This is a genomic window from Methylobacterium sp. WL69 (assembly GCF_008039485.1).
Classification (GTDB): Bacteria; Pseudomonadota; Alphaproteobacteria; order Rhizobiales; family Beijerinckiaceae; genus Methylobacterium.
This window is the reverse complement of sequence record NZ_VRUZ01000042.1, coordinates 1-24023: the sequence shown is the minus strand read 5'-3', so window position 1 is coordinate 24023 and position 24023 is coordinate 1. Positions and strand designations below refer to the sequence as shown.

The window sequence follows — 24023 nt, the reverse complement described above, 5'->3', positions numbered from 1 at the left end:
TCCTTGAAACGGAGGTCAGGTCGCTGCTCTCTTCCTACGTCCCCGGCTTCACCACCACCAGCACGACGATGGCGACCATGAGCAGGGTCGGTCCCTCGTTGAGCACCCGGTAGAATTTGTGGCCGCGGGTGTTCCGGTCGGCGGCGAAGTCCTTGACCATGCGGGCGAGCCAGCCGTGGATGCCGCTCATGGCGAGCACCAGAACCACCTTCGCCTGGAGCCAGCCGGCGGCGTAGTAGCCGCTCTGCCAGACCAGGATCAGCCCGAACGCCCAAGTGGCGATCATGGCCGGCGTCATGATCGCCTTGAGGAGCCGGCGCTCCATCACCTTGAAGGTCTCGGACTGCGCCTGCGCGTGCGGCCCGGGCACCAGGGAGGCGTGGTAGACGAACAGGCGCGGCAGGTAGAGCATCGCCGCCATCCACGAGATGACGGCAACGACGTGGAGCGCCTTGATCCAGAGGTAGAGGCCGTCCATCAGCCGCGCAGTCGCTTCAGCATCTGCTCGACATGGGCGATGGGGGTCTGCGGCGTGATGCCGTGGCCGAGGTTAAAGATGTGCGGCAGGCCGTCCGTCGCCGCCAGCACGCCGTCCACGGCCGCGTCCAGGGCCGCTCCGCCCTCGATGAGGGTATCGGGGTGGACGTTGCCCTGGGTGACCGTGGTGGCCGGTACACGGCCCCTCAGCGCCGCCAGATCCACCGACCAGTCGACGCCCACCGCGTCGGCCGCCGTCTCCGGCACCACGCGGGCGTGTCCGTCGAGGCCCGAGCCCCTCGCGAACACGATGATCTTGGCGCCCGGCACGCGGGCGCGGACGCCGGCGATCATCCGGGCGATGGGCTGGAGCGACCAGCGGGTCAGGGCGTCGCGGGGCGTCCCCTCCGGCAGGGCGCTCTCGGCGACCTCGTTGACGGGCGCTTCCTCCGGCTCCGAGGCGCCGCGCACGTCCGGCAGCGACCCGGCATGGGACTCGAAGATCTGCACGGCGTCGGCCCCGGCCTCGAGCTGGCGCACGAGATACTCGGTCTGCACCGTGACGAGGCGGTCGATGAGGGCTTCGACCAGGGCGGTGTCGTGCCGGGCCAGCGCCCGCGACGGCGCGAGGTCGGGCGTGCCGCGCCCGCCGATCATGTAGCTCGCCACCGTCCAGGGCGCGCCGCAGAAGCCGAGCAGGGTGGTCTCGTGGGGCAGCTCCGCCCGCAGGCGGCGCACGGTCTCGAAGACGGGTGCCAGATGCGAAAAAATCGCCGGATCGTCGGCCTGGCGCAGGCGCTCGAACTCGGCCCGGCCGGCGAGTGGGTCGAGGCGCGGCCCCTCCCCTTCGACGAAGCGCACGTCCTGGCCGAGGGCATCGGGGATCACGAGGATGTCGGAGAACAGGATCGACGCCTCGAAGCCGAAGCGGCGGATCGGCTGGAGGGTGACCTCCGTGGCGAAATCCGGGTTGTAGCAGAGGTCGAGGAACGAGCCGGCCCTGGCGCGGACCTCCCGGTACTCGGGCAGGTAGCGACCGGCCTGGCGCATCATCCAGGCGGGAGGACGCGCCTGCGCCTCGCCCGAGAGCACCCGCAGGACCACGCGGTCCGCCCCATCACCCTGGCTCATCCGATCTCCGACGCCTCAACCCCGTGACCGGTATGTAGCACCGATGGCGCGGCTGTCTCCCCTCGAAAACCGTTCCTGCGTCCTTCCATGGACGCCCACCACGGATCGATCCCCACACGGCCCTTCTAAAAGGAAAGAGAGATTCTAGGACTCTGTTTTTTCTTTTAGGGGGCTGGATGACGGGAGCGGAAAAGCGTCCACAGGCCGTCCCCGCCGCCACGGCGTTAAGAGAGCTTTAACGGATTGGGAGCAATGTCCCGGATAGACGATGCCGGACAGTGCCTTGCGAGGCGCCCCGCGCCGCTGGGCGCTGCCGGGTCCCTGATTCTCCCAAAACCGCGTCGCGGCGACGTGCGTCGGACGGCGTGTGGACGCCAGAGTCGACAACACGGGGCGGGTCCCGCCTGGACCCCGATGGCGAGCCGGCTTATCCACACTCATCGACTCCCCCGAGGCCGGCGCGGTGGACAGGGCCGGCCCGCTCCTTGTCTCCTGATCCCGAGGAGACCGCTTTCTCCATGAGCCGCAGCTACTTCCACCTCCACCTCGTCTCGGATTCCACCGGCGAGACCCTGATCAATGTCGGCCGCGCGGCCGCCGCCCAGTACGAGGGCGTCTCGGCCATCGAGCACGTCTACCCCCTGGTGCGGTCCGGGCCGCAGCTCGAGCGGGTGATCTCCGAGATCGAGGCCGCGCCCGGCCTCGTGCTCTACACCCTCGTCGGCCACGACCTCACCGAGCGCCTGGAGGCGGCCTGCCGCGAGACCGGCTCGCCGTGCCTCTCCGTGCTCCAGCCCGTGCACGCCCTGCTGCAATCCTATCTCGGGGCGGATTCGACGGCCCGGCCCGGCGCCCAGCACATGCTCAACGCCGAGTACTTCAAGCGCATCGACGCCATGAACTTCACCCTGGCGCACGACGACGGCAACCTGCCCGTCGATGTCGACGACGCCGACGTGATCCTGGTGGGCGTCAGCCGCACCTCGAAGACGCCGACCGCGATCTACCTCGCCAACCGCGGCCTCAAGACCGCGAACTTCCCCCTGGTGCCCGGAATGCCCCTGCCGGCCTCCCTGGAGAACGCGCGAAAGCCCCTCCTCGTCGGGTTGCTGGCGAGCCCGGAGCGCATCGTGCAGATCCGCCAGAACCGCCTGCTCAGCCTGAAAGCCGACGATTCGTCCCTCTACGTCGACCGCTCGGCCGTGGCCGACGAGATCGCGGCGTGCCGGCGCCTGTGCACCAAGCACCGCTGGCCGACCATCGACGTGACGCGCCGTTCCATCGAGGAAACCGCCGCCGCCATCCTCGACCTGCACCGCGAGCACCGGCTGAAATTCATCGCCACATGAGCGGCGTGGGCCGGCCGATGGACGAGGCCATCATCGACCTGCGCGCCAGCGTGCAGGCCGGGCGCGGATCGATGATCGAGGTGAGCCGGGCCCATCGCTCACGGATCAAGCCACCGTCCCTGCTGATCGGCGCCGTCACCAGCGACCTGCTGCGCCTCTATCATTCCCAGAGCGTCGTCCTCGGAACCGCCATCTACCGTGTCCGCGAGGCCACCGTCCTCGGCGAGGGCATCGTGATGACGGACGGGTGCTTCAACGTCGGCCACGACCTCAATCTCGGCCGGGACTACATCGCGAAGAATTACGCGGCGACCGACGCGTGGCTTCCGGACGCGGCGGTGCGGCGCGTCCACGATCCCGTCGTGCTCCTGACCGGAGCGGGTTATCTCGGCTACGGCCACTGGCTCGTGGATTTCCTGCCCAAGCTCCATCTGCTCCGCCTGGCCGGTTACCGCCTGAGCCGGCTGACGTTCCTGATGCCGTCCGACACGCCCGATTTCGCGCGCCGGTGGCTCGCGATCCTAGGGATCGAGCCGCACCAATGCGCCGTCTACGATCGCACGCGCGAGGTGGTCCTGTGCCGGGAGCTCATCGTTCCCTCGACCTTGCGGTTCGGCACCCGCGTGTCCCCCCTGTTCGCCGAGGCCTGTGCCGTCCTGCGCGACGCGGCGGCGCCCCGGCGGTTCCGGCGGTTCCGGCGCCCCGCCCGGCGAAGGATCTTCGTGGCGCGCTCGGTCAATGCCGTCACCCACAACACCCGGTCCCTCCACCAGCGCGTCCTGTTCGAGGACACCGCCCGCAAGCGGGGCTTCACCATCGTGTCCCCGGAACGGCTCGGCCTCCGCGAGCAGGTCGAACTGTTCGACGCGGCCGGGACCATCTGCGGGGAGTACGGGTCCGGCCTCCATGCCTCGATGTTTTCGCGGCCCGGCACCCTCGTGATGGCGGTCCGGGACGACACCGCCGATCTCGGATTCCTGCAATCCGGGATCGATCAGGAACTCGACCATCACAACGGCTACGTCATCGGCGCGGCGACCCCGGACGGGGACGGCCGTTTCAGCGTCGATCCGGCCGATCTCGACCTCGCCTTCGACTGGATCGACTGGGGCGGCCCGGGCAAGGCGACGGTCTGACGACGATCGGACCCGCGAACCAATCGGGATCGGCGCCGGTTGACGGGTATCCGCCATTTCGGGATGCCCGATGCCGAACCGCCTCGCCTGCGCCGCCCTCCTCGCCCTCCTCGTCGGCGGGTCCGTCGCCCCCGCCGAGGCCGGCCGGGCGCAGGATCACCAGGGTCGCAACAAGAGCTACAAGTATTCCTGCCGCCCGCCCCTCAAGTTCGCCGCGGGCGCCTGCGTCGCCCGGTGTCCGGGCGGCTTCCAGGACAACGGCCGGTATTGCCGCTTCCGCAGCATGCGCCGCTAGACCGGAACGGACCTTGTCGTGGCGCGGCGATCCATGACACTGGAGCGATGGACTCCCCCTCTCCCCTGTGGCGCGGCGCGGCGCCGCTGCTTCTCGCCTCCACCAGCCCGACGCGGCGCGCCCTCCTCACGAGCGCTGGCCTGACCGTCGAGACGCAGGCCCCCGGCGTGGACGAGCGCGCCGTCGAGGCGGCCTGCGCGGGACTCGGCCCGGTCGACCTCGCCCTGCGCCTCGCCCGCGCCAAGGCCGAGGCGGTGGCGGCCCGCGCGCCGGATCGCATCGTCGTCGGGGCCGATCAGGTGCTCGAATGCGACGGCGTCGTGTTCCACAAGCCCGCCGATGCCGCCGCCGCCCGCACCCAGCTCGCGCGCCTCGCCGGGCGGACCCACCGCCTCCATGCGGCGGTGGCCCTGTGCGGCGGCGGGCACCCCCCCGAGAGCTTCGTCGAGACGGCCCACCTCACCGTGCGGCCCCTCGGTGCGGCGGCCATCGCAGCCTACGTGGGGCTCGCCGGTCCCGCCGCCACGGCGAGCGTCGGCGCCTACCAGCTCGAGGGCCTCGGCATCCATCTCTTCACGCGGATCGACGGCGACCACACCACCATCCTGGGCCTGCCCCTGCTGCCCCTGCTCGCCCGCCTGCGCGCCCGACAGCTCCTGGCGTTCTAGATGCGCGACCCGTCCGGCGGTCCGCGATGATCGGGTCCGTCCTCCTCGCCCTGGTTCCCATCGGTCTGCTGATCGCCCTTGGCGCCGTCCTGCGCCGGGTCGGCTTCCCCGGCGCAACGTTCTGGCCCCAGGCCGAACGCCTCAGCTACTACGTCCTGCTGCCGTCCCTGTTCGTCCACGGACTCGCCACCGCGCATCTCGAGGGCGTGCCGGTGCTCGCCCTCGTCGCCGTGCTCGTCGCGTCCACCTGCACCGTCGCCGCCGCCCTCGTGGCGGCGCGAGAACGCCTCGGCTTTCAGGGGGCGGCCTTCACCTCGGTGTTCCAGGGCGGGGTCCGCTTCAACAATTACGTCGGCGTCTCGGCGGCGATCGGGGTGTTCGGGACGCAGGGGGTCGCCCTGGCGGCGGTGGCGAACGCCGCCATCGTCCCCACGGTGAACATCCTGTGCGTGCTCGTCTTCGCCCGCTTCGGCACCGGCGGCCGGCCCGGCGCGGCCGGCCTCGCCCGCCAGCTCGCCCTCAACCCCCTCGTCCTCGCGTGCCTCGGTGGCATCCTGCTCCAGGCGTCGGGGCTCGGCGTGCCGCCCGGCCTCGAGCCGGTGCTCCGGGCCCTGGGTCAGGCGTCCCTGCCCCTCGGCCTGCTCTGCGTCGGCGCCGCCCTCGACCTGTCGACGGCGCGAACCTGGATGCGTCCGGTCCTGGTGTCCTCGGCCGTCAAGTTCCTGGCGATGCCCCTGGCCACGGTCCTGGCCTGCCGCGCCCTCGGCCTGCACGGACCGGCCGCCCTCACCGCCCTGATCTTTCAGGCCCTGCCGACGGCCTCGTCCTCCTACATCATGGCGCGCCAGCTCGGCGGCGACGCGCCCCTGATGGCGGGCATTGTCGCGGTCCAGACGATCCTGGCCGGCCTCGCCATTCCCCTGGTCCTGATGGTCCTGCAGGGGTTTGCCGCCTGAGGGCAGCGGGACCTGACCGACCCCCGAGGCCATGCGTGCTGGATGGATGCGCGTATCGCGGCTAAGGGCATCGCACGGCGCGCGAGACGACTCGGCCGGGGTGCCACGGAGATCCCATGGCTGGACACCATCACGACCACGATCATGCTGGCCACGAGCACGGACATCGCCACAGCCACGGCGGCAGTCATGGCGGGAGTCACGCCGGCGGGCACGTCCACGCGCCGGCCTCGTTCGGCCGGGCCTTCGCCATCGGCATCGCCCTCAACACCGGGTTCGTGATCGTCGAGGCCGGCTACGGCTTCGCCGCGCAATCCATGGCCCTGGTGGCCGATGCCGGCCACAACCTGTCGGACGTGCTCGGCCTCGTCGTCGCCTGGATCGCCTCGGTGCTGGTCAAGCGCGCCCCGAGCCCGCGCTTCACCTACGGCCTGCGCGGCTCCTCGATCCTCGCCGCCCTGTTCAATGCCGTGTTCCTCCTGGTGGCCACGGGCGCCATCATCTGGGAGGCGATCCTGCGCCTCACGGACCCCGCACCCGTGGCGGGCGTGACCGTGATGGTGGTGGCCGGCATCGGCATCGCCATCAACGGCGTCACCGCCTGGCTGTTCGCGTCGGGCAAGGGCAGCGACATCAACATCCGCGGCGCCTACCTGCACATGATGGCCGATGCCGCCGTGTCGCTCGGCGTCGTGCTCGCCGGCCTCGCCATCGTGCTCACGGGGGCGGCGTGGATCGACCCCGCGGTGAGTCTCGTCATCGCCGGCCTCATCGTCTGGATGACCTGGGGCCTGCTCCGCGACAGCGTGGTCATGGCCCTATCGGCGGTGCCGCCCGGCATCGATCCGGAGGCCGTGCGCGGGTTCCTCGCGGCCCGGCCGGGCGTGTCCACGCTCCACGACCTCCATATCTGGCCGATGAGCACCACGGAGATCGCGCTCACCGCCCACCTCGTCATGCCGGGCGGCCACCCGGGCAACACCTTCCTGCTCGGCCTCGCCGAGGACCTGAAAACGACCTTCGGCATCGGGCACGCGACCGTGCAGATCGAAGGGACCGACGGGCCCGCCTGTCACCTGACTCCGGAGGACGTGCTGTGACGAAGGCCTTCGTCGTCGGACACCCCATCGCGCATTCGCGCTCGCCCCTGATCCACGGCCACTGGCTCGCGGAGCACGGGATCGCGGGCACCTACGAGCGCATCGACGTGGCGCCGGAGCGGTTTCCGGAATTCCTGCGGACCCTGCGGGAGCGGGGGTTCGCCGGCGGCAACGTCACGATCCCGCACAAGGAGGCGGCGTTCCGCCTCGTCGATGCGTTGACGCCGCGGGCGGAAAAGATCGGCGCGGTCAACACCGTGTTCTTCGACGCGGACGGCCGCCTGTGGGGCGACAACACCGACGCGCCGGGCTTCATCGCCCATCTCGACCAGAGTCTCGGCGCCGATTGGCCGGAGCGCACGGGCGGGACGGCCCTGGTCCTCGGGGCCGGCGGGGCGGCCCGCGCCATCGTGGTCGGGCTGATCGAGCGCGGGCTGGCCCACATTCAGGTCGCCAACCGCACCCGTGCCCGCGCCGAGGCCCTCGTGGCCCTCGATCCCCGGCGGGTCGCCGCCCTCGACTGGGCCGACCTGCCCGCCGCCCTGTCCGGGACGGGACTCCTCGTCAACACCACCTCCCTCGGCATGGCCGGCCACGGCGCCCTCGACCTCGACCTGACGCCCCTGCCCGCCACGGCGAGCGTCGCCGACATCGTCTACGTACCCCTGGAGACCCCGCTCCTCGCCGCCGCCCGCGCCCGGGGCCTGGCCGCCGTCGACGGCCTCGGCATGCTCCTGCATCAAGCGGTGCCGGGCTTCTCGAAATGGTTCGGGGTCGAGCCGAGAGTCACCCCGGCCCTGCGCGACCGCCTCGTCGCCGATCTCGTCGGTCGATGAGCCGGCCGGTCGTCCTCGGCCTCACCGGCTCCATCGGCATGGGGAAATCCGCCACCGCCGCGATGTTTCGCGAGCGCGGCGTGCCCGTCCACGATGCCGATGCGGCGGTCCACGCCCTCTACGCCCCGGGCGGCGCGGCCGCCGTCGCCATCGCCAAGGCGTTTCCCGGCACCCTGGCGCCGGACGGGTCCGTCGACCGGGCCCGCCTGCGCGCCCAAGTGCTCGGTGACCCCGACCGCCTCGCGACCCTGGAATCCCTGGTCCATCCCCTGGCCCGCCGGGCCGCCGGCGAGTTCCTCGCCGCCCACGCGCGGGCGCCCGTCGCCGTCCTCGACATCCCCCTCCTGTTCGAGACCGGGGGCGACGCCCGCTGCGACGCGGTGCTGGTGGTCACCGCCCCGGCCGAGGTCCAGCGCGAGCGGGTGCTGGCCCGCCCCGGCATGGATGCGGCGACCTTCGAATCGATCCTCGCCAAGCAGATGCCGGACGCCGAAAAACGCGCCCGGGCGGATTTCGTCCTCGACACGGGTCTCGGCTTCGCCCGGGCCGAGGCCAAGGTCGATGCGATCCTGGCGCGCCTTCACGGAACGCCGCCCCCGCCTTGAACCTGCCCCGCCTTGAACCCGCCCGGCCTCCGGCGCATGGTCGGCCACCCCCGCCCTCCATGGAACAGACGATGCTGCGCGAGATCGTCCTCGACACCGAGACCACCGGCACCGACGCCAAGAACGGCGACCGCCTCATCGAGATCGGCTGCGTCGAGCTCATCAATCACGTCCAGACCGGGGCGACCTTCCACCGCTACTGCAATCCGACGCGGCCGGTGTCCCAGGGCGCCTTCGGGGTCCACGGCCTCTCGGACGCGTTCCTGGCCGACAAGCCGCTGTTCGCCGACATCGTCGACGACTTCCGTAAGTTCTGCGGGGATTCGCCCCTGGTGATCCACAACGCACCCTTCGACGTCGGCTTCCTCAACATGGAATACGCCCGCCTCGGGGCCGCGGCGCCCCCGCCCATCGATCTTTCCGACGTGGTCGACACCCTGCAGCTCGCCCGGCGCAAGCACACGGGCGCGTCGAACACCCTCGACGCCCTGTGCGTGCGCTACGGCATCGACACCACCCGGCGCACCAAGCACGGGGCGCTCCTCGATTCGCAGATCCTGGCGGAGGTCTATGTCGAGCTGCTCGGCGGCAAGCAGACGAGCCTCGGACTCGCCGCCGCGGAGACCGCGCTGGCCGAGACCGGGCCGGCCCTCTCCGACGATGGCGCCCCCCTGGCCCCGCGCCGCCTGCGCCACCGCCTCACCCCGGAGGAGAGCGCCCGCCACGCCGCCTTCCTCGCCACCCTCGGGCCGGCTTCCGTCTGGCGCGACTACCTCGGCGAAGAGGGGGCCTGACCCATGCGGCTCACGCGGATCGACGACACCCTCTCGGTGGCGGGTCAGCCGACCCTGCACGAGATCGCCGGCCTGGGACGCCAGGGCGTCACCACCCTCATCAACAACCGGCCCGACGGCGAGGAACCCGACCTGCCCGGCACGGCGGCCGAAGCCGCCGCGGCGCGAACCGCCGGCCTCGCCTATCACCACCAGCCGGTGACGGGGGCCAGCCTCGGCCGCGCCGAGATCGACGCGTTCCGGGCGGCGGTGGCGGCCGCCCCCGGCCCCGTCGTCGCCCATTGCCGGTCCGGCACGCGCTCCCTGACGCTCCATGTCCTCGGCGCCGTCCTCGACGGGCGCCTGCGCCGCGACGACGTGCTCGCCTTCGGGACGCGGCACGGGTTCGACCTCTCGGGCGCCGTTGCCTGGCTCGACGCCCACGCCCCCGACGCCGCCGGCTGATCCCGCCGTCCGAGGGGGCCGATGGTGCACTGCGCTGTCGGCCGGGGAGACCCGCTGCCCGGGATAAAAGAAAATTCCCTTCTTGGACCTGATCGAAGAAAGGTTCGTCTTCGGCCATACCGATCTTTGCGGGAACGTTTCATTGACCCAGGGGTGACCGTGGGACATCTTTTCGTGAATGCAGCGTTGCTTTGGGCGACGCTGTTTTTCTTCTGAAAAGCTGTCCGATCGGAACCTTCATGACCCGTCCCCGCATCGTGGGCTTCAGTGCGAACCTGCAGCGCCCCTCGAAGACGCGCAGCCTCGTCGAGGCCGTCGCCGCGCAGACCGAGACGCAGATCCAGGCCGACATCCAGCTGTTCGACATGGTCGATGCCGGCACCGCCCTCGGCGCCGCCTGGTCGCGCCAGGACCTGTCCCTCCCGGCCCGCCGCATCGTCGAGGCCATCGAGGGGGCGGACGCCCTCATCGTCGGCTCCCCGGTCTACAAGGGCGCCTATACGGGCCTGTTCAAGCACCTGTTCGACCTCGTCGATCCGACGGCGCTGACGGGCAAGCCGGTGGCCATCGTCGCCACGGGCGGCGGCGCCCGCCACGCCCTCGTGGTCGAGCACGCCTTCCGGCCCCTGTTCGGCTTCTTCGGGGCGCTGGCCCTGCCCACGGCCGTCTACGCCGCCGACGCCGACTTCACCGACGGCGTTCTCACGGATGCCGGCGTGCGCGCCCGGGTCTCCGACGCCGCCGGCCAGCTCGCGAGCCAGCTCCTCCACGCGTCGGCCGCGCGCGAACCCGCCCGTGCCGTGGCCGGAGCCGCCCGTTGATCGACCGGCGAGCCCTTCTCGCGACGGCGTTCGCCACCGCCGCGTGGCCTGCCCGCGCGGCAGACCCGGTGTTTCGCATCGGCTACCAGAAGAACGGCATCCTCGTGGTCGCCAAGCAGCAGGGCGTCCTCGAGGCACGCCTGAAACCCCTCGGGATCGGCGTCGGCTGGACCGAGTTCTCGTTCGGGCCGCCGCTCCTCGAAGCGCTCAACCTCGGCGGCATCGCGTTCGGCCAGACCGGCGACGCCCCGCCGATCTTCGCCCAGGCGGCGGGCAGCGACCTCGTCTACGCGGCGGCCCAGGGTGCGGCGGGCTCGGGCGCCGCGATCCTGGTGGCGGAGGCGTCGCCGATCCGGACATTGGCCGATCTCAAGGGCAGGCGCGTCGCCTTCGCCAAGGCGTCGAGCGCCCACAACCTCACCCTGGCGGCTTTGGCCAAGGCCGGCCTGACCTACGCCGACATCGTCCCCGTGACCCTGGCGCCGGCGGATGCGGCCGCTGCCTTCGCCAGCGGTCAGATCGATGCCTGGACCATCTGGGACCCCTACTTCGCCATCGCCCAGGGGCGACCCGACGTGCGCGTCCTGGCCCTCGCGACGGACATCGCCCGGCCCAACAATTTCTTCCTCGCCAACCGCTCGGTGGCCCGGACCCAGCCTCAGGTCGTGAAGGCCGTGGTCGAGGCCCTGTCCGGCGTGGCCGCCTGGTGCGAGGCCAACCGCCCCGCGGTGGCGGCGATCCTGTCCCGCGGTACCGGCGTCCCCCTGGCGGCCACCGAACGGGCCGTCGCCCGCACGGATTACGTCATCGGCCCGGTGACGCCCGAACTCGTGGCCGAGCAGCAGGCCATCGCCGACCGCTTCCACGCCGCCGGCCTGATCCCGAAATCCATCCGCGTCGCCGACGCGGTGTGGGCGGCGCCCCCCAACGGCTGACATCCCATGGCAAGTCCCCGTCTCCTCCCCCGTCTGCTCGACGGCACCACCCGGCGCCTCGTCCCCTGGCTCCTGCCGCTGGGCATCGTCCTCGGCTGGCAGGCGGCGAGCTCCGCCGGCCTCGTCTCGACCCGGTTCATGCCGGCGCCCCTCGACGTGATCGCGGCGGGCTGGCAGCTCGGCCGCACGGGCGAGCTTTGGGCCAACCTCTGGATCAGCACCCTGCGGGCGCTGGCGGGCTTCGCCGTCGGCGGCGGCATCGGCTTCGCGCTGGGGTTGGCCAACGGCCTGTCGCGCGCCTCCGACCGGCTCACGGACACCACGGTGCAGATGGTGCGCAACGTGCCCCACCTGTCCCTCATCCCCCTGGTGATCCTGTGGTTCGGCATCGGCGAGGAAGCCAAGCTCTTCCTCGTGGCGCTGGGCGTGTTCTTCCCCGTCTACGCCAACACCCTGCACGGCATCCGCTCCGTCGATCCGCAGCTCGTGGAGATGGGCCGGGTCTACGGCCTGTCGTCGTGGAGCCTGTTCACCCGGGTGGTGCTGCCCGGGGCCCTGCCGTCGATCTTCGTCGGCCTGCGCTACGCGCTCGGCATCATGTGGCTCACCCTCATCGTCGCCGAGACCATCTCGGCCTCCTCGGGGCTCGGCTACATGGCCATGCAGGCGCGGGAGTTCATGCTCGTCGACGTCGTGGTCCTCGCCATCGTGATCTACGCCGGCCTCGGCAAGCTCGCCGATGTGCTCACCCGCTGGCTCGAGCGCACCTGTCTGGCCTGGAACCCGGCCTACCGGACCGTCTGAGGCGCCGCCTCGCCCAACCTGACCGAACATCCACGGAACCCGGCCATGATCGCCACCGCCCTGCGCGCCCACGAGGCCGCCGCACCCGAAACCGTACCTGCCCAGAAGCCGGCCGACCGGCCGACGAAGGGTGCGGCTCCCCGTGCCCGGACGCCCGAGGCCGCGGCCACCGGCGGCCTCGCCGTCACCGTCCGCGACCTGTCGAAGTCCTTCGACGGCCACGCGGTCATCACCGGCCTCGACCTCCACATCCCGGCCGGGCAGTTCGTCGCCGTGGTCGGCCGCTCGGGCTGCGGCAAGAGCACCCTCCTCCGGCTGATCCTCGGCCTGGAGCAGCCGAGCGCCGGCCGCGTCGTCCTCGAATCCGAGGCCGTGCGGCCACCGCCCAAACGCATCATGTTCCAGGAGCCGCGCCTCCTGCCCTGGGCCAAGGTGGTGGACAACGTCGCGGTGGGCTTAGGGGAAACCGGCACCCGGGCCGAGCGTCGCGCCCGCGCGCTGAGCGCCCTCGCCGAAGTCGGCCTCTCCGACAAGGCGGCCAACTGGCCCGCCACCCTGTCCGGCGGCCAGCGCCAGCGCGTGGCCCTCGCCCGCGCCCTCGTCTCCCGCCCCGGCCTTCTCGCCCTCGACGAACCCCTCGGGGCCCTCGACGCCCTCACCCGCATCGACATGCAGGCGATGATCGAGGGAATCTGGCGGGCACAGGGCTTCACCGCCCTCCTCGTCACCCATGATGTCGCCGAAGCCGTCGCCATGGCCGACCGCATCCTCGTCGTCGAGAACGGCCACATCGCCCTCGACGTGAAGGTCGAGGTGCCCCGCCCGCGCCGGCGCGGCGACCCGGACCTCGCGGCCCTCGAAGGCCGCATCCTCGATCACCTGCTTCAGAACCACGCGCCGGCCTGAGCCGCGCAATCTTCAGAACCCCGCGCCGGCTTGGCCGCGCCTTCCTCAGAACCACGCGCCGGCCTGGGCCGCGCTTTCCCTCCCCTCGATCCGAAAGAATCCCCATGACCGGTCAGACCGACGTCCTCTGGTTCCTGCCCACCCACGGCGACGGCCGCTACCTCGGCGCCACGGACGGCGCGCGGGCCGTCACCCTTCCGTATCTCCGTCAGATCGCCCAGGCGGCGGACGAGCTCGGCTATTACGGCGTGCTCCTGCCCACGGGCCGCTCGTGCGAGGATTCCTGGGTGGTGGCCTCGGCCCTCGTCCCCCTGACCCAGCGCCTGCGGTTCCTCGTCGCCGTGCGCCCCGGCCTGCAGGAGCCGGCCGTCGCCGCCCGCATGGCCGCCACCCTCGACCGGATCTCCGACGGGCGGCTCCTCATCAACGTGGTCACGGGCGGCGATCCGGTGGAGCTGCGCGGCGACGGCGTCTTCCTCGACCACGACGAGCGCTACGTGGTCACCGACGAGTTCCTGCACATCTGGCGCGGCCTGATGTCGGGCGAGACCGTGAACTACGCGGGCAAGCACCTGAAGGTCGAGGAAGGCCGGGTGATCTTCCCGCCCGTGCAGAAGCCCTACCCGCCGCTCTACTTCGGCGGTTCCTCGCCCGCTGGGATCGAGGTCGCGGCCGAGCATTGCGAGGTCTACCTGACGTGGGGCGAGCCCCCGGCCGGCGTGGCCGAGAAGATCGCCAGGGCCAGGGAAGCCGCCGACCGCAGGGGCAAGACCTTCTCGTACGGCATCCGCCTGCACGTCATCGTCCGCGAGACCGAGGGCGAGGCCTGGGCGGCCGCCGAGAACCTGATCTCGCGCCTCGACGACGAGACCATCGCCAGGGCCCAGGCCACCCTCAAGCGCCAGGATTCCGTGGGCCAGAGCCGGATGATGGCGCTCCACGGCGGCGACCGCACCAAGCTCGAAGTCTCGCCCAACCTCTGGGCCGGCGTCGGCCTCGTGCGCGGCGGCGCAGGCACCGCCCTCGTCGGCTCGGCGGATCAGGTGGCCGACCGGATGAAGGAGTACATCGATCTCGGCATCGACCGCTTCATCCTGTCGGGCTACCCGCACCTCGAGGAAGCCTACCGCTTCGCCGAACTCGTGTTCCCGAAGCTCCCCTTGCGCGCCACCACCGGCGTCGCGCCGAGCAACGCCCGCAACGACGGCCCCTTCGGCGAAGTCATGGCCAACGACATCGTGCCCCGCCGGGTGTCGGCGCACTGAAGCAGATTCTCTTTCACGATTGAAAGCTTGCACCTGAACGCTTGATCGTCACGGAAACCGAGGTGGGTCTGGCGCGGGTCCCCTCTCCTGGAAGGAGAGGGACAGGGTGAGGTGCGGGACTTTTCCGGAGAGTTCGCACACCTCACCCCAACCCTCTCCTTTCAGGAGAGGGAGCCCGTTGTGACTGCCGGGACCGGGGTGATCGAGCCGAACCAATCTCGAACCGGGGACAATTGTCCATGCCACGCGCCACCGCCCTTACCCTGACCTCTGGAAGATACGCTCCGTTCAACGGCTGGATGCTTTTCGCCGCTGCCCTTACGCTCCTTGCGCTCTTCAGCCCCCAGGCCCGTGCCGACGAGAAGGTGATCCGGATCGGCTACCAGAAGTACGGCACCCTCGTGCTGCTCAAGGGCAAGGGCCTGCTGGAAGAGCGGCTGAAGCCGCTGGGCTACCGCGTCGCCTGGTCGGAATTTCCGTCGGGGCCGCCCCTGATGGAAGCCCTGAACGCCGGGGCCATAGATCTCGGCTCGGCCGGCGAGGCGCCGCCGATCTTCGCCCAGGCCGCGAGCCGCGACCTCGTCTACGTCGCCCACGAGCCGGCCGCCCCACGCGGCGAGGCCATTCTGGTGGCCGCCGACAGCCCGATCCGCACCGTGGCCGACCTGCGCGGACGGACCATCGCCCTCAACAAGGGCTCCAACGTCCACTACTTCCTCGTGCGCGCCCTGGAGGCGGCGGGGGTGCCCTACGACGCGGTGAAGCTGGCCTTCCTCGGGCCCGCCGACGCGGCGGCCGCCTTCGCCCGCGGCTCCGTCGAGGCCTGGGCGATCTGGGACCCCTACCTCGCCTCGGGCGAGCGGGCGACGGGGGCCCGCACCCTCGTCACCGGCGAGGGCCTCGTCCCCAACCGTCAGTTCTACCTCTCGCGCCGGCCCTTCGCCGACGCCCCCGCCAACCGCGCCGTCCTCGACACCACCCTGGCGGCCATCGGCACCATCGACGCCTGGGCCAAGGACAACACCGACGCGGTGGCGGCCGAGCTCGCGCCGTCCGTGGGCATCCCGGCCCCGATCCTCACCGTCGCCCTCAAGCGCCTCACCTACGGCGTCACGCCCCTCGACGCCGGCACGGTGGCCGACCAGCAGGCCGTGGCCGATGCCTTCCACCGCCTCGGTCTGCTGCCCAAGCCCCTGGTGGTGTCGGACGCCGTGTGGAAGCCGGGCACCTGAGCTTCGGTACACGCGAAGGGGTTGGTCGCAAACGAAAGGGCGAGGGAATGTCCCTCGCCCTTTCGTTTGCGCCGCGCCCATCGGGGATTCCGAAGGGCGAGCCCTTCGGCGGGTGTCGGGCAAGCCCGACGAAGCAATCCAGGGCTCCGCCCTGGACCCGCGAAGGGCTGGCCCTTCGAACCCGGATACCCCCCCGGGGCTTACCCGGCGAAGACGTGTCCGGCGAGGATGCGCAGGCCGACTTCGCGGCCGGCGGGCAGGCGGGCGGTGTCGGAGGCTTCCACCACCACGGTCTTGCCCTCGATCCGGTCGACCTCGATGCGCTGGCGGCCCTGGCTGCGGTAGGACGAGCGCACGGTGCCGTGCAGGTGCGCCTCGCCGGCTTCCGCGAACTGGAGCTGCCACGGCCGGGCGTAGAGCTTGACCGGGCCGACGAGGCCGGGGGGCGCGACGACGGGCGTGAGCCGGCCGTCGACCCGGACCTCGCCGCCCTGGGCGATGGCCTCGACCTCGATGGTGTCGCCCAGGAACTTCAGGACCGTGGCCGAGACCGGCGCCTCCTGCACCTCGTCGGGCGTGCCGATCTGCTCGAGGCGGCCCTTGGCCAGCACCGCGACGCGGTCGGAGAGTTCCAGGGCCTCGTCCTGGTCGTGGGTGACGAAGATCGTGGTCTGGCCCGTGCGGTCGTGGATCTCGCGCAGCCACCGCCGCAGATCTTTTCGGACTTGCGCGTCCAGGGCTCCGAACGGCTCGTCCAACAGGAGCACGCGTGGTTCCACGGCGAGCGCCCGGGCGAGCGCGATGCGCTGGCGCTGGCCGCCCGAGAGCTGGGAGGGATAGCGGTCGGCGAAGCCCGAGAGCTTGATGAGATCGAGGAGATCGCCGACCCGGCGCTTGATCTCGGCCTTGGCCGGGCGCTCCGAGCGCTTCCGGGCGTTCAGCCCGTAGGCGATGTTGTCGGCGACGCTCATGTGCTTGAACAGGGCGTAGTGCTGGAACACGAAGCCCACGGCGCGCTGCTGCACGGGGAGCCGCGTGGCGTCCTCGGCGCCGAACACGATGCGGCCGCGATCGGGAAAATCGAGGCCGGCGATGATGCGCAGCAGCGTGGTCTTGCCCGAGCCCGAGGGGCCGAGCAGGGCCAGGAGCTCGCCCGCCCGCACGTCGAGGGAGAGGTCGTGCAGGACCGCGGCCGTGTCGAAGGTCTTCGACAGGTTCTCGACGCGGATGGCGGTGGAGCCCGTCACCGGCTCAGTGCCGGCGCCCGGACGCCGCGATGTCGCCGGCGTAGCGCCATTCGAGGAGGGATTTGAGGCCGAGTGTGACAAGAGCGAGGCCGGCAAGGAGGGAGGCGACGGCGAAAGAGGCAACGAAGTTGTACTCATTGTAGAGGATCTCCACGTGGAGCGGCAGCGTGTTGGTGAGGCCCCGGATGTGGCCCGAGACCACCGAGACCGCGCCGAATTCACCCATCGCGCGGGCGTTGCAGAGGAGCACGCTGTAGAGCAGCCCCCAGCGGATGTTGGGCAGCGTCACCGTCCGGAAGGCGTGCCAGCCGGACGCGCCCAGGGTCAACGCGGCCTCCTCCTCGGCGGTGCCCTGCTCCTGCATGAGCGGGATGAGCTGGCGGGCGACGAACGGGAAGGTGACGAAGATCGTCGCCAGGACGATGCCGGGGATCGCGAAGATGATCTGGATGTCGTGCTCCAGCAGCCACGGGCCGATGAGGCCCTGCGAGCCGAAGACGAGGACGTAGATCAGGCCCGAGACCACCGGCGAGACCGAGAACGGCAGGTCGATGAGGGTCACGAGCAGGTTCTTGCCGGCGAACTCGAACTTGGCGATGGCCCAGGAGGCCATGATGCCGAAGACGAGGTTGAACGGCACGGCGATGGCGGCCGTGATCAGGGTCAGGCGGATGGCCGCGTGGGCGTCGGCCTCGTGGAAGGCGGCGAGATAGGCGTCCCAGCCCTTGGCGAAGGCCTGAACGAACACCGTCGCCAGGGGCAGCACCAGGAACAGGGCGAGGAAGACGATGGCCACCGCGATGAGGAGGCCGCGCACGAGGCCGCCCTCGGTGACGACGCTGGCCGGCTGGTGCCGGGGCAGGTCGGTCGCGATCTCAGACATAGCCGAATCTCCTGCGGCTCCAGGCCTGGATGAGGTTGATGGCGAGCAGGGTCACGAACGAGATGCCGAGCATGATCGTCGCGATGGCGCAGGCGCCGCCGTAATCGAATTCCGAGAGCTTGATGACGATGAGGAGCGGGGCGATCTCGGAGACGTAGGGCAGGTTGCCGGCGATGAAGATGATCGAGCCGTACTCGCCGACCCCGCGGGCGAAGGCGAGGGCGAAGCCCGTGAGCACGGCCGGGATCAGGGGCGGCAGCACCACCCGGGTCAGGGTGTGGAGGCGGCCCGCCCCGAGGGTGGCCGAGGCTTCCTCGATCTCCCTGTCGATCTCGACGATGAGGGGCTGCACGGTCCGCACGGCGAACGGCAGGCCGATGAACACCATGGCGATGTAGATGCCCACCGGCGTGTAGGCGGCCTCGATGCCGAGTTTCGCCAGCTGCGCACCCACGAGGCCGTTCGGCGCGTAGAGGGAAGCCAGCGCGATGCCCGCGACGGCGGTGGGCAGGGCGAAGGGCAGGTCCACCACCGCGTCGACGATCCGGCGGCCGGGAAAGTCGTAGCGGGTCAGCACCCAGGCGACGAGGAAGCCGAACACCGACGCGGTCAGCGCCGCCAGGGCCGAAACGCCGAAGCTGACGCGGAGCGCCGAGGCCACGCGGGGATCGGTGGCGACCTCCCAGATGCCCGAGAATCCGAGCCCGGAGGCGCGCACCACCAGGGCGGCCAGGGGCAGCAGCACGACGAGGCTGAGGCAGGTCAGGGTGTAGCCGAGCGTCAGGCCGAAGCCGGGGATGACGCTCGGCTGCCGGAAGCGCCGTCGCGGGCGCAGGGGAGGCTCTGCCATGGGAGGGTCCTGAAGGTTGGTCTTTGTCCCTCCCCTCTTTGCGGGGGAGGGTGAACTTACCGTCCGGCCTTGCTCAACTGGTCGAACAGGCCGCCGTTGTCGAAATTCTTCTTCTGGATGTCGTCCCAGCTGCCCTGGAGATCCTCGATCTTGAACAGCTTCACCTCGGGCAGCTGAGCCAGATGCTCGGGCTTCGCCGCCGCCCGGTTGAGGGGGCGGTAATGGTGCTTGGCGAAGATCGCCTGGGCGGCATCCGAGTAGAGGAATTGCAGGTAGGCCTCGGCCTGTTTGCGGGTTCCCTTCTTATCGACGTTGGCGTCCACCAGGGCGACGGGCGGCTCGGCGTAGATGGAGGTCGGCGGCACCACCACGTCGAACTTGTCGCGACCGAACTCGTCGAACACGAGGTAGGCCTCGTTCTCCCAGGTCGGCAGCACGTCGCCGAGGCCCCGCTGGGCGAAGGTCACCGTGGAGCCGCGGGCGCCCGTGTCGAGGACCGGCACGTTCTTGTAGAGCTCGCCCACGAAGGCGTTGGCCTTGTCGGCGTTCTTGGCCTCCTTCTCGTAGGCGTAGCCCCAGGCGGCGAGGAAGTTCCAGCGCCCGCCGGCCGAGGTCTTGGGGTTGGGGGTGATGACCTTGACGTCGGGTTTGACGAGGTCGCCCCAGTCCTTGACGCCCTTCGGATTGCCCTTGCGCACGAGGAACACCACCGTGGAGGTGTAGGGCAGGCCCTCGTTGGGGAGCTTGGTCCGCCAGTCCGCCGGGATCTTCTTGGCCAGCCGGCTGATCGCGTCGATGTCGGAGGGGATGCCGAGGGTCACCACGTCGGCCGGGATGCCGTCGATCACCGTGCGGGCCTGCGAGCCGGAGCCGCCATGGGAGGCGCGCACGGTCACGGTCTCGCCGGTCTTGGCCTTCCAGTCGGCACTGAAGGCGGCGTTGATGTCCTTGTAGAGCTCGCGCGTCGGATCGTAGGAGACGTTGAGCAGTTCGCTGTCGGCCCGGGCGGGCCCCGCCAGGAAGACGGGCCCCGCCAAGAAGACGGGTCCGGCCAGGAGAAGGGCCGCGGCGAGGCGGGCGGACAGGGTCAGGCTCCGCCGGCCCGGGGTCGGATGGGTCTCGCTCAACATCTGTCGCCTCTCGAAAACGGGCCGTGCGGAATCCTGGATCGACCGATCCACGGCAAGGTTTTCGTTCGATATAACGAACGTTGTCAACCGCGCGATGATCCGTGCCGCGTCGGGATATGGCGGTGAGGGACCGAAACTCCAGGCGTTCCGCGTAGATTCACCCGGCGAAGGAAGGATTTTTTGCGAATCTATGGTTCGGGAGGCGATCTCTTCTCCACCGTTGCGTTCTTCAGGAAGAACATTTTTAGATGATCTCGCCCCTGCGAGATCGCTTCGTCGCCGCCCGATCCGCAGAAAATCCTGACATGGGATCGTGACATGCGAACGGGCGATGAGAAAAGTTCTCCGGTCCAGGCGACCGCCGGCGAGGCCGTGGGAGCCACCGGCACCGGCGTGGTGCGCGCCCGTTGCGGCCCGCCGTCGATGTATCTTCGAACGGGGGATTGCCCGTCCGCGCAGAGGCGCCGGCACGGCGGTCGAGGCACATGGGGGCCTCTCCGGGGTCAGCGAAACACCGCCGGCCTCTGAAAACTCGGTCCGGCATGATGTGCAGGGAGGAGAGGCCGTCGCGCTGGATCAGATATTCGATCCAGTTCTTCGCTCGATCTTGATGTCGTCTTGTTCGCCCGCGTCAAATCAACGTCGCTATCGCCGGTGGTGCCTCCGGAGGACGCGTTGGACAGGGACTGACCTGTCGCTGCCGACGCATCGGCCCTGTCCGCTGAGGTTCCGGCGGTAAATCCGGCTTCGCGCGTAGGTCTCGACAGGATCGACCCGCGTCCGTCCTTTAACGATCCTTCAAAGGACCGGATTCTAAGGTTCCGCGTCGCCCTCCCATGGACGGTGGACATGACAACGGAACGGGACCTTCCGAATGCCGAGTCCCTTTTCACCCGACCATTGGGGAGCCCTCTTCGGGAGGGGCAAGCCGGTCTCCATCCTGCCGGGAAATCCCCGTGAAGTGGGACGTCCCCGTGAACCCGCGCCCGATACGCGGGTCCCCGCATTTCGGAACGCGGCCTTCGATCCCGCCGTGTCCGGCGAAGCCCCGGGGCGGACCGCCCTACCCGACCGGTACCGGATCGCCCTGGCGACGGGCCAGCTCGGCGAGACCCTGCCCTTCGCGCCCTACATCGCCCTGACCCATGTGGTCGTGGCCGTCACGGTCCTGCTGCTGTTCTGGGGCGATGCCCCGACCGCCTATCTGCTGGCCCTGCTTGCCGGCGCGGTGGTGCCGGCGGCGGCCTGCCTCGCCGGCGCGGGCTTCTGCCGCCGTGCGCGCCTGTCCGCGGCCCGGGTCGGGACGGCGCATGCGGCGGTGCGCCTCCTGGCCCTGACCCTCGGCCTCGCCTGGGCCACGATGCCGGTGGCCCTCTTCGTCCGGGCCGATGCCGATCACAGCCTCTACGTCGTCGCCCTGTGCGCCGGACTGATGGCGACGGCCTACGCCCTCGGCCCGATCCGCCATGTGGCGACCCTGTTCGTTCTGCCCGTGGTCGCCGGCGGCTTCGTGGCGCTGGCGGCGCGCGGCGACGACGTCTCGCGGACCCTGGCGATCCTGTTCGTCGTCTATGCCGCCTTCGTTCTGTTCACCACCGGACGCATGGCGCGCCTCTCGACGGGACGCATGGTCGATCGCCTCCGGGTCGCCGAGCAGAACGAGACCATCGGCCTCCTGCTCAACGACTTCACCGAGAACGCCAGCGAGTGGCTGTGGGAGACCGGCCCCGACGGCCGGTTCCAGAACGTCTCGCAACGTCTCGTCCAGATCTCGGGCCAGTCCGCGGCGCAGCTTCTGCAGGCCCCGTTCGAAACCCTGCTCCGGGGTGCGAAGACCGCCGGTGCGGAGATCGAGGGCGCCCGCCCCGCCCCCGGCGCGGCGGCGGCCGAGATCATCGCCCTCGTGGCCGGGCGCCAGGCGTTCCGCGAACGCGTCGTCGAGGTGGGCATCGCCGGAGCCGCCCAATGGTGGCGCCTGAGCGGCAAGCCCCTGTACGGCCCGTCCGGCGAATTCCTCGGCTTTCACGGGATCGGCGCCGACATCACCGCCGCCCGCCAGTCCGAGGCGCGGATCGCCTACCTGGCGAGCTACGATTCCCTGACGGGCCTCGCCAACCGGGCCCTGTTCCAGGACCTGGCCTCCATGGAATGCGAGCGGGCGGAGCGCATGGGCGTGACCTGCGCCCTGCTCTATCTCGACCTCGACGGCTTCAAGATCGTCAACGACACCTTCGGCCATGCCCTCGGCGACGCGCTGCTGACCCGGGTCGCCACCCGGCTCGCCGCCCTGGCCCGGCCCGGCGACCTCGTGGCGCGCCTCGGGGGCGACGAGTTCGCCATCCTGCACCCCTGCGCCGACGCGGACGACGCCCTCGCCCTGGCCCGCGCGGTGATCGGGCAGATCAGCGTTCCCTACGTCATCGACGGCGTGCAGGTGGAGATCGGCGTCAGCATCGGCATCGCCCTCGCGCCGCACGATGCCACCACGCCCGAGACCCTCCTGGGGCGGGCGGACCTCGCCCTCTACCGGGCCAAGGCCGCCGGCCGGGGCGAGGTGTCGGAATTCACCCCCGATCTCGAAGCCTCCGTGCTCAAGCGTCGGGACCTCGAAGTCGATCTCAAGCGCGCCATCGCGCAGGGCGAACTCAGCCTGCACTATCAGCCCCTCGTTGGCCTCGTGCGGGGCGAGGTCCGCGGTTTCGAGGCCCTGCTGCGCTGGACCCGCGATCCCGGCGGCCCGGTCTCGCCGGCGGATTTCATCCCCGTCGCCGAGGCGTCCGGGCTGATCGCGGTGATCGGACGCTGGGTGTTGCAGGAGGCCTGCCGGGAGGCGGCGCGCTGGCCGGAGCCCATCCGGATCGCGGTCAACATCTCGCCGACGCAGTTCCGCCACGCCGACTTCGTCCTCGACGTGTTCCAGGCCCTCGAGGATAGCGGCCTCGCACCGGACCGCCTCGAACTCGAGATCACCGAATCGGTGTTCTTCGAGATGAACGGCACCACCGTCTCGAACCTGAAGGAATTGCGGGCCCTGGGCGTGCGGATCGCCCTCGACGATTTCGGCACCGGCTACTCGTCCCTGAGCTACCTGATCCGGTTCCCCGTCGACAAGATCAAGATCGACCGCTCGTTCATCAACGAGATGGGCACCCGCCACGAGTGCCTGGCGATCATCGAGGCGATCCTGACGCTTGCCCGCGAATTGTCCATCACCGTCACGGCCGAGGGCGTCGAGACCGTCGAGCAGGCGGCCATGCTCCGGGCACGGGGATGCGACGACATCCAGGGCTTCCTGTTCAGCCCGGGCCGGCCGAGGGCCGAGGTCGACGGCCTGATCGCGGCCCTGCCCGGCCGGTTCGCGTCGATCTTCTTCGCGGCTCCGGAAGCCCGCGCGGCGGCCTGACAACCCCTGGCGATGATCCCGTTCGTCGGGATCATCGGGGCCGGCGGAGGGGCGCTGCCACCCTCGAAACCGGCATCATCGGGCATATTTAAGGACCACCGCACGCTATCGTACGGCAACGCGAAATGATGTCTCGCGTTGGACAACGATGCCCCGTTTATTCCTGCATATCCGCGACGGCACTGTCCTTGTCGAAGACGAGGAGGGAGGCGACTTCCCAAATGTCGAGGCCGCCTGTCGAGAGGCTGTTCTGGCCGCGCGTGAGATCCTCGCCTCGAAGCTCGTCGCGGGCGAAGAGGTGGACGGCCAGACCTTCGAGATTACCGATGAGAACCATGTGGTGCGTGCCACGTTTCCCTTGAGAGACGTTTTGAAACTGAAGTGAACGGCCGGAATGACAGCGCTTTTCTCGCGAATCTGGACGCCGCGATCCGACAAGTGCCACCGGACCCCGTTTCGAACGGGTGTCGACCGGGCCCTGGCCGATGCGTTTCCGCCCATGGACGACGACGCGCTGCCGGACAGGATCGGGGCGGCGCTGGTTCGCCTGGATCGCGCCCTGCACGACATCCGGCCCGGTTCGTCGGGCGGGGGCGAACCGTCCGCGGCGTCGTCCGAGGCGCATTGACGCCGCGGCCCCGCGGGTGAGGCCGCCCGGACGACGGCCTCACGCCGCGTCGGGCGTCCGGGTCCGTTCCCCGGAGGAGCGAAGCCGGCCGGCGACCTCCGCCCCCGCCCGCAGGCCCTCCGCATAGG

The 24023-nt window shown here is 70.5% G+C and carries 25 protein-coding genes; 19 read left to right on the top strand and 6 right to left on the bottom strand.

Annotated features, from left to right (window positions below; all coding sequences use genetic code 11):
- Positions 1 to 34: 34 nt before the first annotated feature.
- Positions 35 to 478, bottom strand: a complete 444-nt coding sequence (hemJ, locus tag FV218_RS13110) for a protoporphyrinogen oxidase HemJ (protein ID WP_056090010.1) — start codon at positions 476 to 478, stop codon at positions 35 to 37.
- Entirely contained in the window at positions 478 to 1608 is a 1131-nt protein-coding gene (locus FV218_RS13105; RefSeq protein WP_056090008.1) for a uroporphyrinogen decarboxylase, read from the bottom strand. The genes hemJ and FV218_RS13105 overlap by 1 nt, the downstream gene beginning before the upstream one ends.
- Positions 1609 to 2126: 518 nt before the next feature.
- Between FV218_RS13105 and FV218_RS13100 the strand changes: the two genes are divergently transcribed.
- The 16 genes from FV218_RS13100 to FV218_RS13030 all read left to right on the top strand — a co-directional run bounded on the left by FV218_RS13100 (position 2127) and on the right by FV218_RS13030 (position 15754).
- Positions 2127 to 2957, top strand: coding sequence for a pyruvate, water dikinase regulatory protein (locus FV218_RS13100; protein ID WP_056090005.1), 831 nt, complete (start codon positions 2127 to 2129; stop codon positions 2955 to 2957).
- Entirely contained in the window at positions 2954 to 4093 is a 1140-nt protein-coding gene (locus FV218_RS13095; protein WP_246685109.1) for a glycosyltransferase 61 family protein, read from the top strand. Before FV218_RS13100 ends, FV218_RS13095 begins: the two co-directional genes overlap by 4 nt.
- A gap of 70 nt (positions 4094 to 4163) precedes the next feature.
- Entirely contained in the window at positions 4164 to 4388 is a 225-nt protein-coding gene (locus tag FV218_RS13090; protein WP_056090003.1) for a hypothetical protein, read from the top strand.
- Positions 4389 to 4435: 47 nt separating this feature from the next.
- A complete protein-coding gene (locus FV218_RS13085) occupies positions 4436 to 5056 on the top strand; it encodes a Maf family nucleotide pyrophosphatase (protein WP_147710054.1) in 621 nt (206 codons plus the stop codon).
- Positions 5057 to 5082: 26 nt separating this feature from the next.
- Positions 5083 to 6012: an AEC family transporter gene (locus tag FV218_RS13080; protein WP_147710053.1), complete on the top strand. Its 930-nt coding sequence runs from the start codon at positions 5083 to 5085 to the stop codon at positions 6010 to 6012.
- Positions 6013 to 6128: 116 nt separating this feature from the next.
- Positions 6129 to 7112 (top strand): cation diffusion facilitator family transporter, encoded by a 984-nt coding sequence (locus FV218_RS23225; RefSeq protein WP_246685108.1) that lies wholly within the window; start codon positions 6129 to 6131, stop codon positions 7110 to 7112.
- Positions 7109 to 7948: a shikimate dehydrogenase gene (locus FV218_RS23220; RefSeq protein ID WP_246685107.1), complete on the top strand. Its 840-nt coding sequence runs from the start codon at positions 7109 to 7111 to the stop codon at positions 7946 to 7948. Before FV218_RS23225 ends, FV218_RS23220 begins: the two co-directional genes overlap by 4 nt.
- Positions 7945 to 8553, top strand: coding sequence for a dephospho-CoA kinase (gene coaE, locus FV218_RS13070; RefSeq protein WP_147710052.1), 609 nt, complete (start codon positions 7945 to 7947; stop codon positions 8551 to 8553). Before FV218_RS23220 ends, coaE begins: the two co-directional genes overlap by 4 nt.
- Positions 8554 to 8624: 71 nt before the next feature.
- Positions 8625 to 9347, top strand: coding sequence for a DNA polymerase III subunit epsilon (gene dnaQ / locus FV218_RS13065; RefSeq protein WP_056089990.1), 723 nt, complete (start codon positions 8625 to 8627; stop codon positions 9345 to 9347).
- A gap of 3 nt (positions 9348 to 9350) precedes the next feature.
- A complete protein-coding gene (locus FV218_RS13060; protein WP_147710051.1) occupies positions 9351 to 9791 on the top strand; it encodes a TIGR01244 family sulfur transferase in 441 nt (146 codons plus the stop codon).
- 239 nt (positions 9792 to 10030) lie between these two features.
- Positions 10031 to 10612: an FMN reductase gene (gene msuE, locus FV218_RS13055; RefSeq protein WP_056089984.1), complete on the top strand. Its 582-nt coding sequence runs from the start codon at positions 10031 to 10033 to the stop codon at positions 10610 to 10612.
- On the top strand, positions 10609 to 11547 hold the full coding sequence (locus FV218_RS13050; protein ID WP_147710050.1) for an aliphatic sulfonate ABC transporter substrate-binding protein: 939 nt from the start codon (positions 10609 to 10611) through the stop codon (positions 11545 to 11547). Before msuE ends, FV218_RS13050 begins: the two co-directional genes overlap by 4 nt.
- 6 nt (positions 11548 to 11553) lie before the next feature.
- Entirely contained in the window at positions 11554 to 12351 is a 798-nt protein-coding gene (gene ssuC, locus FV218_RS13045; protein WP_147710049.1) for an aliphatic sulfonate ABC transporter permease SsuC, read from the top strand.
- Between the two features lie 45 nt (positions 12352 to 12396).
- Entirely contained in the window at positions 12397 to 13257 is an 861-nt protein-coding gene (locus tag FV218_RS13040) for an ATP-binding cassette domain-containing protein (protein WP_147710048.1), read from the top strand.
- 104 nt (positions 13258 to 13361) lie between these two features.
- Positions 13362 to 14522 (top strand): FMNH2-dependent alkanesulfonate monooxygenase, encoded by a 1161-nt coding sequence (gene ssuD, locus FV218_RS13035; protein WP_056089970.1) that lies wholly within the window; start codon positions 13362 to 13364, stop codon positions 14520 to 14522.
- 299 nt (positions 14523 to 14821) lie between these two features.
- A complete protein-coding gene (locus FV218_RS13030) occupies positions 14822 to 15754 on the top strand; it encodes an aliphatic sulfonate ABC transporter substrate-binding protein (RefSeq protein WP_244474972.1) in 933 nt (310 codons plus the stop codon).
- Positions 15755 to 15954: 200 nt separating this feature from the next.
- Here the strand turns inward: FV218_RS13030 and FV218_RS13025 are convergent, their stop codons facing one another.
- Genes FV218_RS13025 through FV218_RS13010 form a run of 4 tightly spaced genes read right to left on the bottom strand, consistent with a single transcriptional unit; the run spans position 15955 to position 19864 of the window.
- A complete protein-coding gene (locus tag FV218_RS13025; RefSeq protein WP_056089963.1) occupies positions 15955 to 17001 on the bottom strand; it encodes a sulfate/molybdate ABC transporter ATP-binding protein in 1047 nt (348 codons plus the stop codon).
- A gap of 4 nt (positions 17002 to 17005) precedes the next feature.
- Positions 17006 to 17884 carry a sulfate ABC transporter permease subunit CysW gene (gene cysW / locus FV218_RS13020; RefSeq protein ID WP_056089960.1) on the bottom strand — a complete coding sequence of 293 codons (879 nt, stop codon included), beginning with the start codon at positions 17882 to 17884 and terminating at the stop codon, positions 17006 to 17008.
- Positions 17877 to 18734, bottom strand: a complete 858-nt coding sequence (cysT, locus tag FV218_RS13015; protein ID WP_056089958.1) for a sulfate ABC transporter permease subunit CysT — start codon at positions 18732 to 18734, stop codon at positions 17877 to 17879. The genes cysW and cysT overlap by 8 nt, the downstream gene beginning before the upstream one ends.
- Positions 18735 to 18790: 56 nt before the next feature.
- Positions 18791 to 19864, bottom strand: coding sequence for a sulfate ABC transporter substrate-binding protein (locus FV218_RS13010; protein WP_147710047.1), 1074 nt, complete (start codon positions 19862 to 19864; stop codon positions 18791 to 18793).
- A gap of 1033 nt (positions 19865 to 20897) precedes the next feature.
- On the opposite strand from FV218_RS13010, the gene FV218_RS13005 reads away from it, so the two are divergent.
- From FV218_RS13005 to FV218_RS23445, 3 genes are all read left to right on the top strand, one after another.
- Positions 20898 to 23267 carry an EAL domain-containing protein gene (locus FV218_RS13005; RefSeq protein ID WP_147710046.1) on the top strand — a complete coding sequence of 790 codons (2370 nt, stop codon included), beginning with the start codon at positions 20898 to 20900 and terminating at the stop codon, positions 23265 to 23267.
- Positions 23268 to 23415: 148 nt separating this feature from the next.
- On the top strand, positions 23416 to 23652 hold the full coding sequence (locus FV218_RS13000; protein ID WP_147710045.1) for a hypothetical protein: 237 nt from the start codon (positions 23416 to 23418) through the stop codon (positions 23650 to 23652).
- Between the two features lie 114 nt (positions 23653 to 23766).
- Positions 23767 to 23895 carry a hypothetical protein gene (locus tag FV218_RS23445; protein ID WP_274533114.1) on the top strand — a complete coding sequence of 43 codons (129 nt, stop codon included), beginning with the start codon at positions 23767 to 23769 and terminating at the stop codon, positions 23893 to 23895.
- Positions 23896 to 24023 lie beyond the last annotated feature (128 nt).

Coding starts and splice junctions, on each gene's coding strand:
- FV218_RS13060 (WP_147710051.1), top strand. CDS start 9,351: ATGCGGCTCACGCGGATCGACGACACCCTCTCGGTGGCGGGTCAGCCG.
- cysW (WP_056089960.1), bottom strand. CDS start 17,884: ATGTCTGAGATCGCGACCGACCTGCCCCGGCACCAGCCGGCCAGCGTC.
- dnaQ (WP_056089990.1), top strand. CDS start 8,625: ATGCTGCGCGAGATCGTCCTCGACACCGAGACCACCGGCACCGACGCC.
- FV218_RS13100 (WP_056090005.1), top strand. CDS start 2,127: ATGAGCCGCAGCTACTTCCACCTCCACCTCGTCTCGGATTCCACCGGC.
- FV218_RS13085 (WP_147710054.1), top strand. CDS start 4,436: ATGGACTCCCCCTCTCCCCTGTGGCGCGGCGCGGCGCCGCTGCTTCTC.
- FV218_RS13080 (WP_147710053.1), top strand. CDS start 5,083: ATGATCGGGTCCGTCCTCCTCGCCCTGGTTCCCATCGGTCTGCTGATC.
- FV218_RS13000 (WP_147710045.1), top strand. CDS start 23,416: ATGCCCCGTTTATTCCTGCATATCCGCGACGGCACTGTCCTTGTCGAA.
- FV218_RS13030 (WP_244474972.1), top strand. CDS start 14,822: ATGCTTTTCGCCGCTGCCCTTACGCTCCTTGCGCTCTTCAGCCCCCAG.
- FV218_RS13095 (WP_246685109.1), top strand. CDS start 2,954: ATGAGCGGCGTGGGCCGGCCGATGGACGAGGCCATCATCGACCTGCGC.
- ssuC (WP_147710049.1), top strand. CDS start 11,554: ATGGCAAGTCCCCGTCTCCTCCCCCGTCTGCTCGACGGCACCACCCGG.
- coaE (WP_147710052.1), top strand. CDS start 7,945: ATGAGCCGGCCGGTCGTCCTCGGCCTCACCGGCTCCATCGGCATGGGG.
- FV218_RS13105 (WP_056090008.1), bottom strand. CDS start 1,608: ATGAGCCAGGGTGATGGGGCGGACCGCGTGGTCCTGCGGGTGCTCTCG.
- hemJ (WP_056090010.1), bottom strand. CDS start 478: ATGGACGGCCTCTACCTCTGGATCAAGGCGCTCCACGTCGTTGCCGTC.
- FV218_RS23225 (WP_246685108.1), top strand. CDS start 6,129: ATGGCTGGACACCATCACGACCACGATCATGCTGGCCACGAGCACGGA.
- FV218_RS13040 (WP_147710048.1), top strand. CDS start 12,397: ATGATCGCCACCGCCCTGCGCGCCCACGAGGCCGCCGCACCCGAAACC.
- FV218_RS23445 (WP_274533114.1), top strand. CDS start 23,767: ATGGACGACGACGCGCTGCCGGACAGGATCGGGGCGGCGCTGGTTCGC.
- FV218_RS13010 (WP_147710047.1), bottom strand. CDS start 19,864: ATGTTGAGCGAGACCCATCCGACCCCGGGCCGGCGGAGCCTGACCCTG.
- ssuD (WP_056089970.1), top strand. CDS start 13,362: ATGACCGGTCAGACCGACGTCCTCTGGTTCCTGCCCACCCACGGCGAC.
- cysT (WP_056089958.1), bottom strand. CDS start 18,734: ATGGCAGAGCCTCCCCTGCGCCCGCGACGGCGCTTCCGGCAGCCGAGC.
- FV218_RS13090 (WP_056090003.1), top strand. CDS start 4,164: ATGCCGAACCGCCTCGCCTGCGCCGCCCTCCTCGCCCTCCTCGTCGGC.
- msuE (WP_056089984.1), top strand. CDS start 10,031: ATGACCCGTCCCCGCATCGTGGGCTTCAGTGCGAACCTGCAGCGCCCC.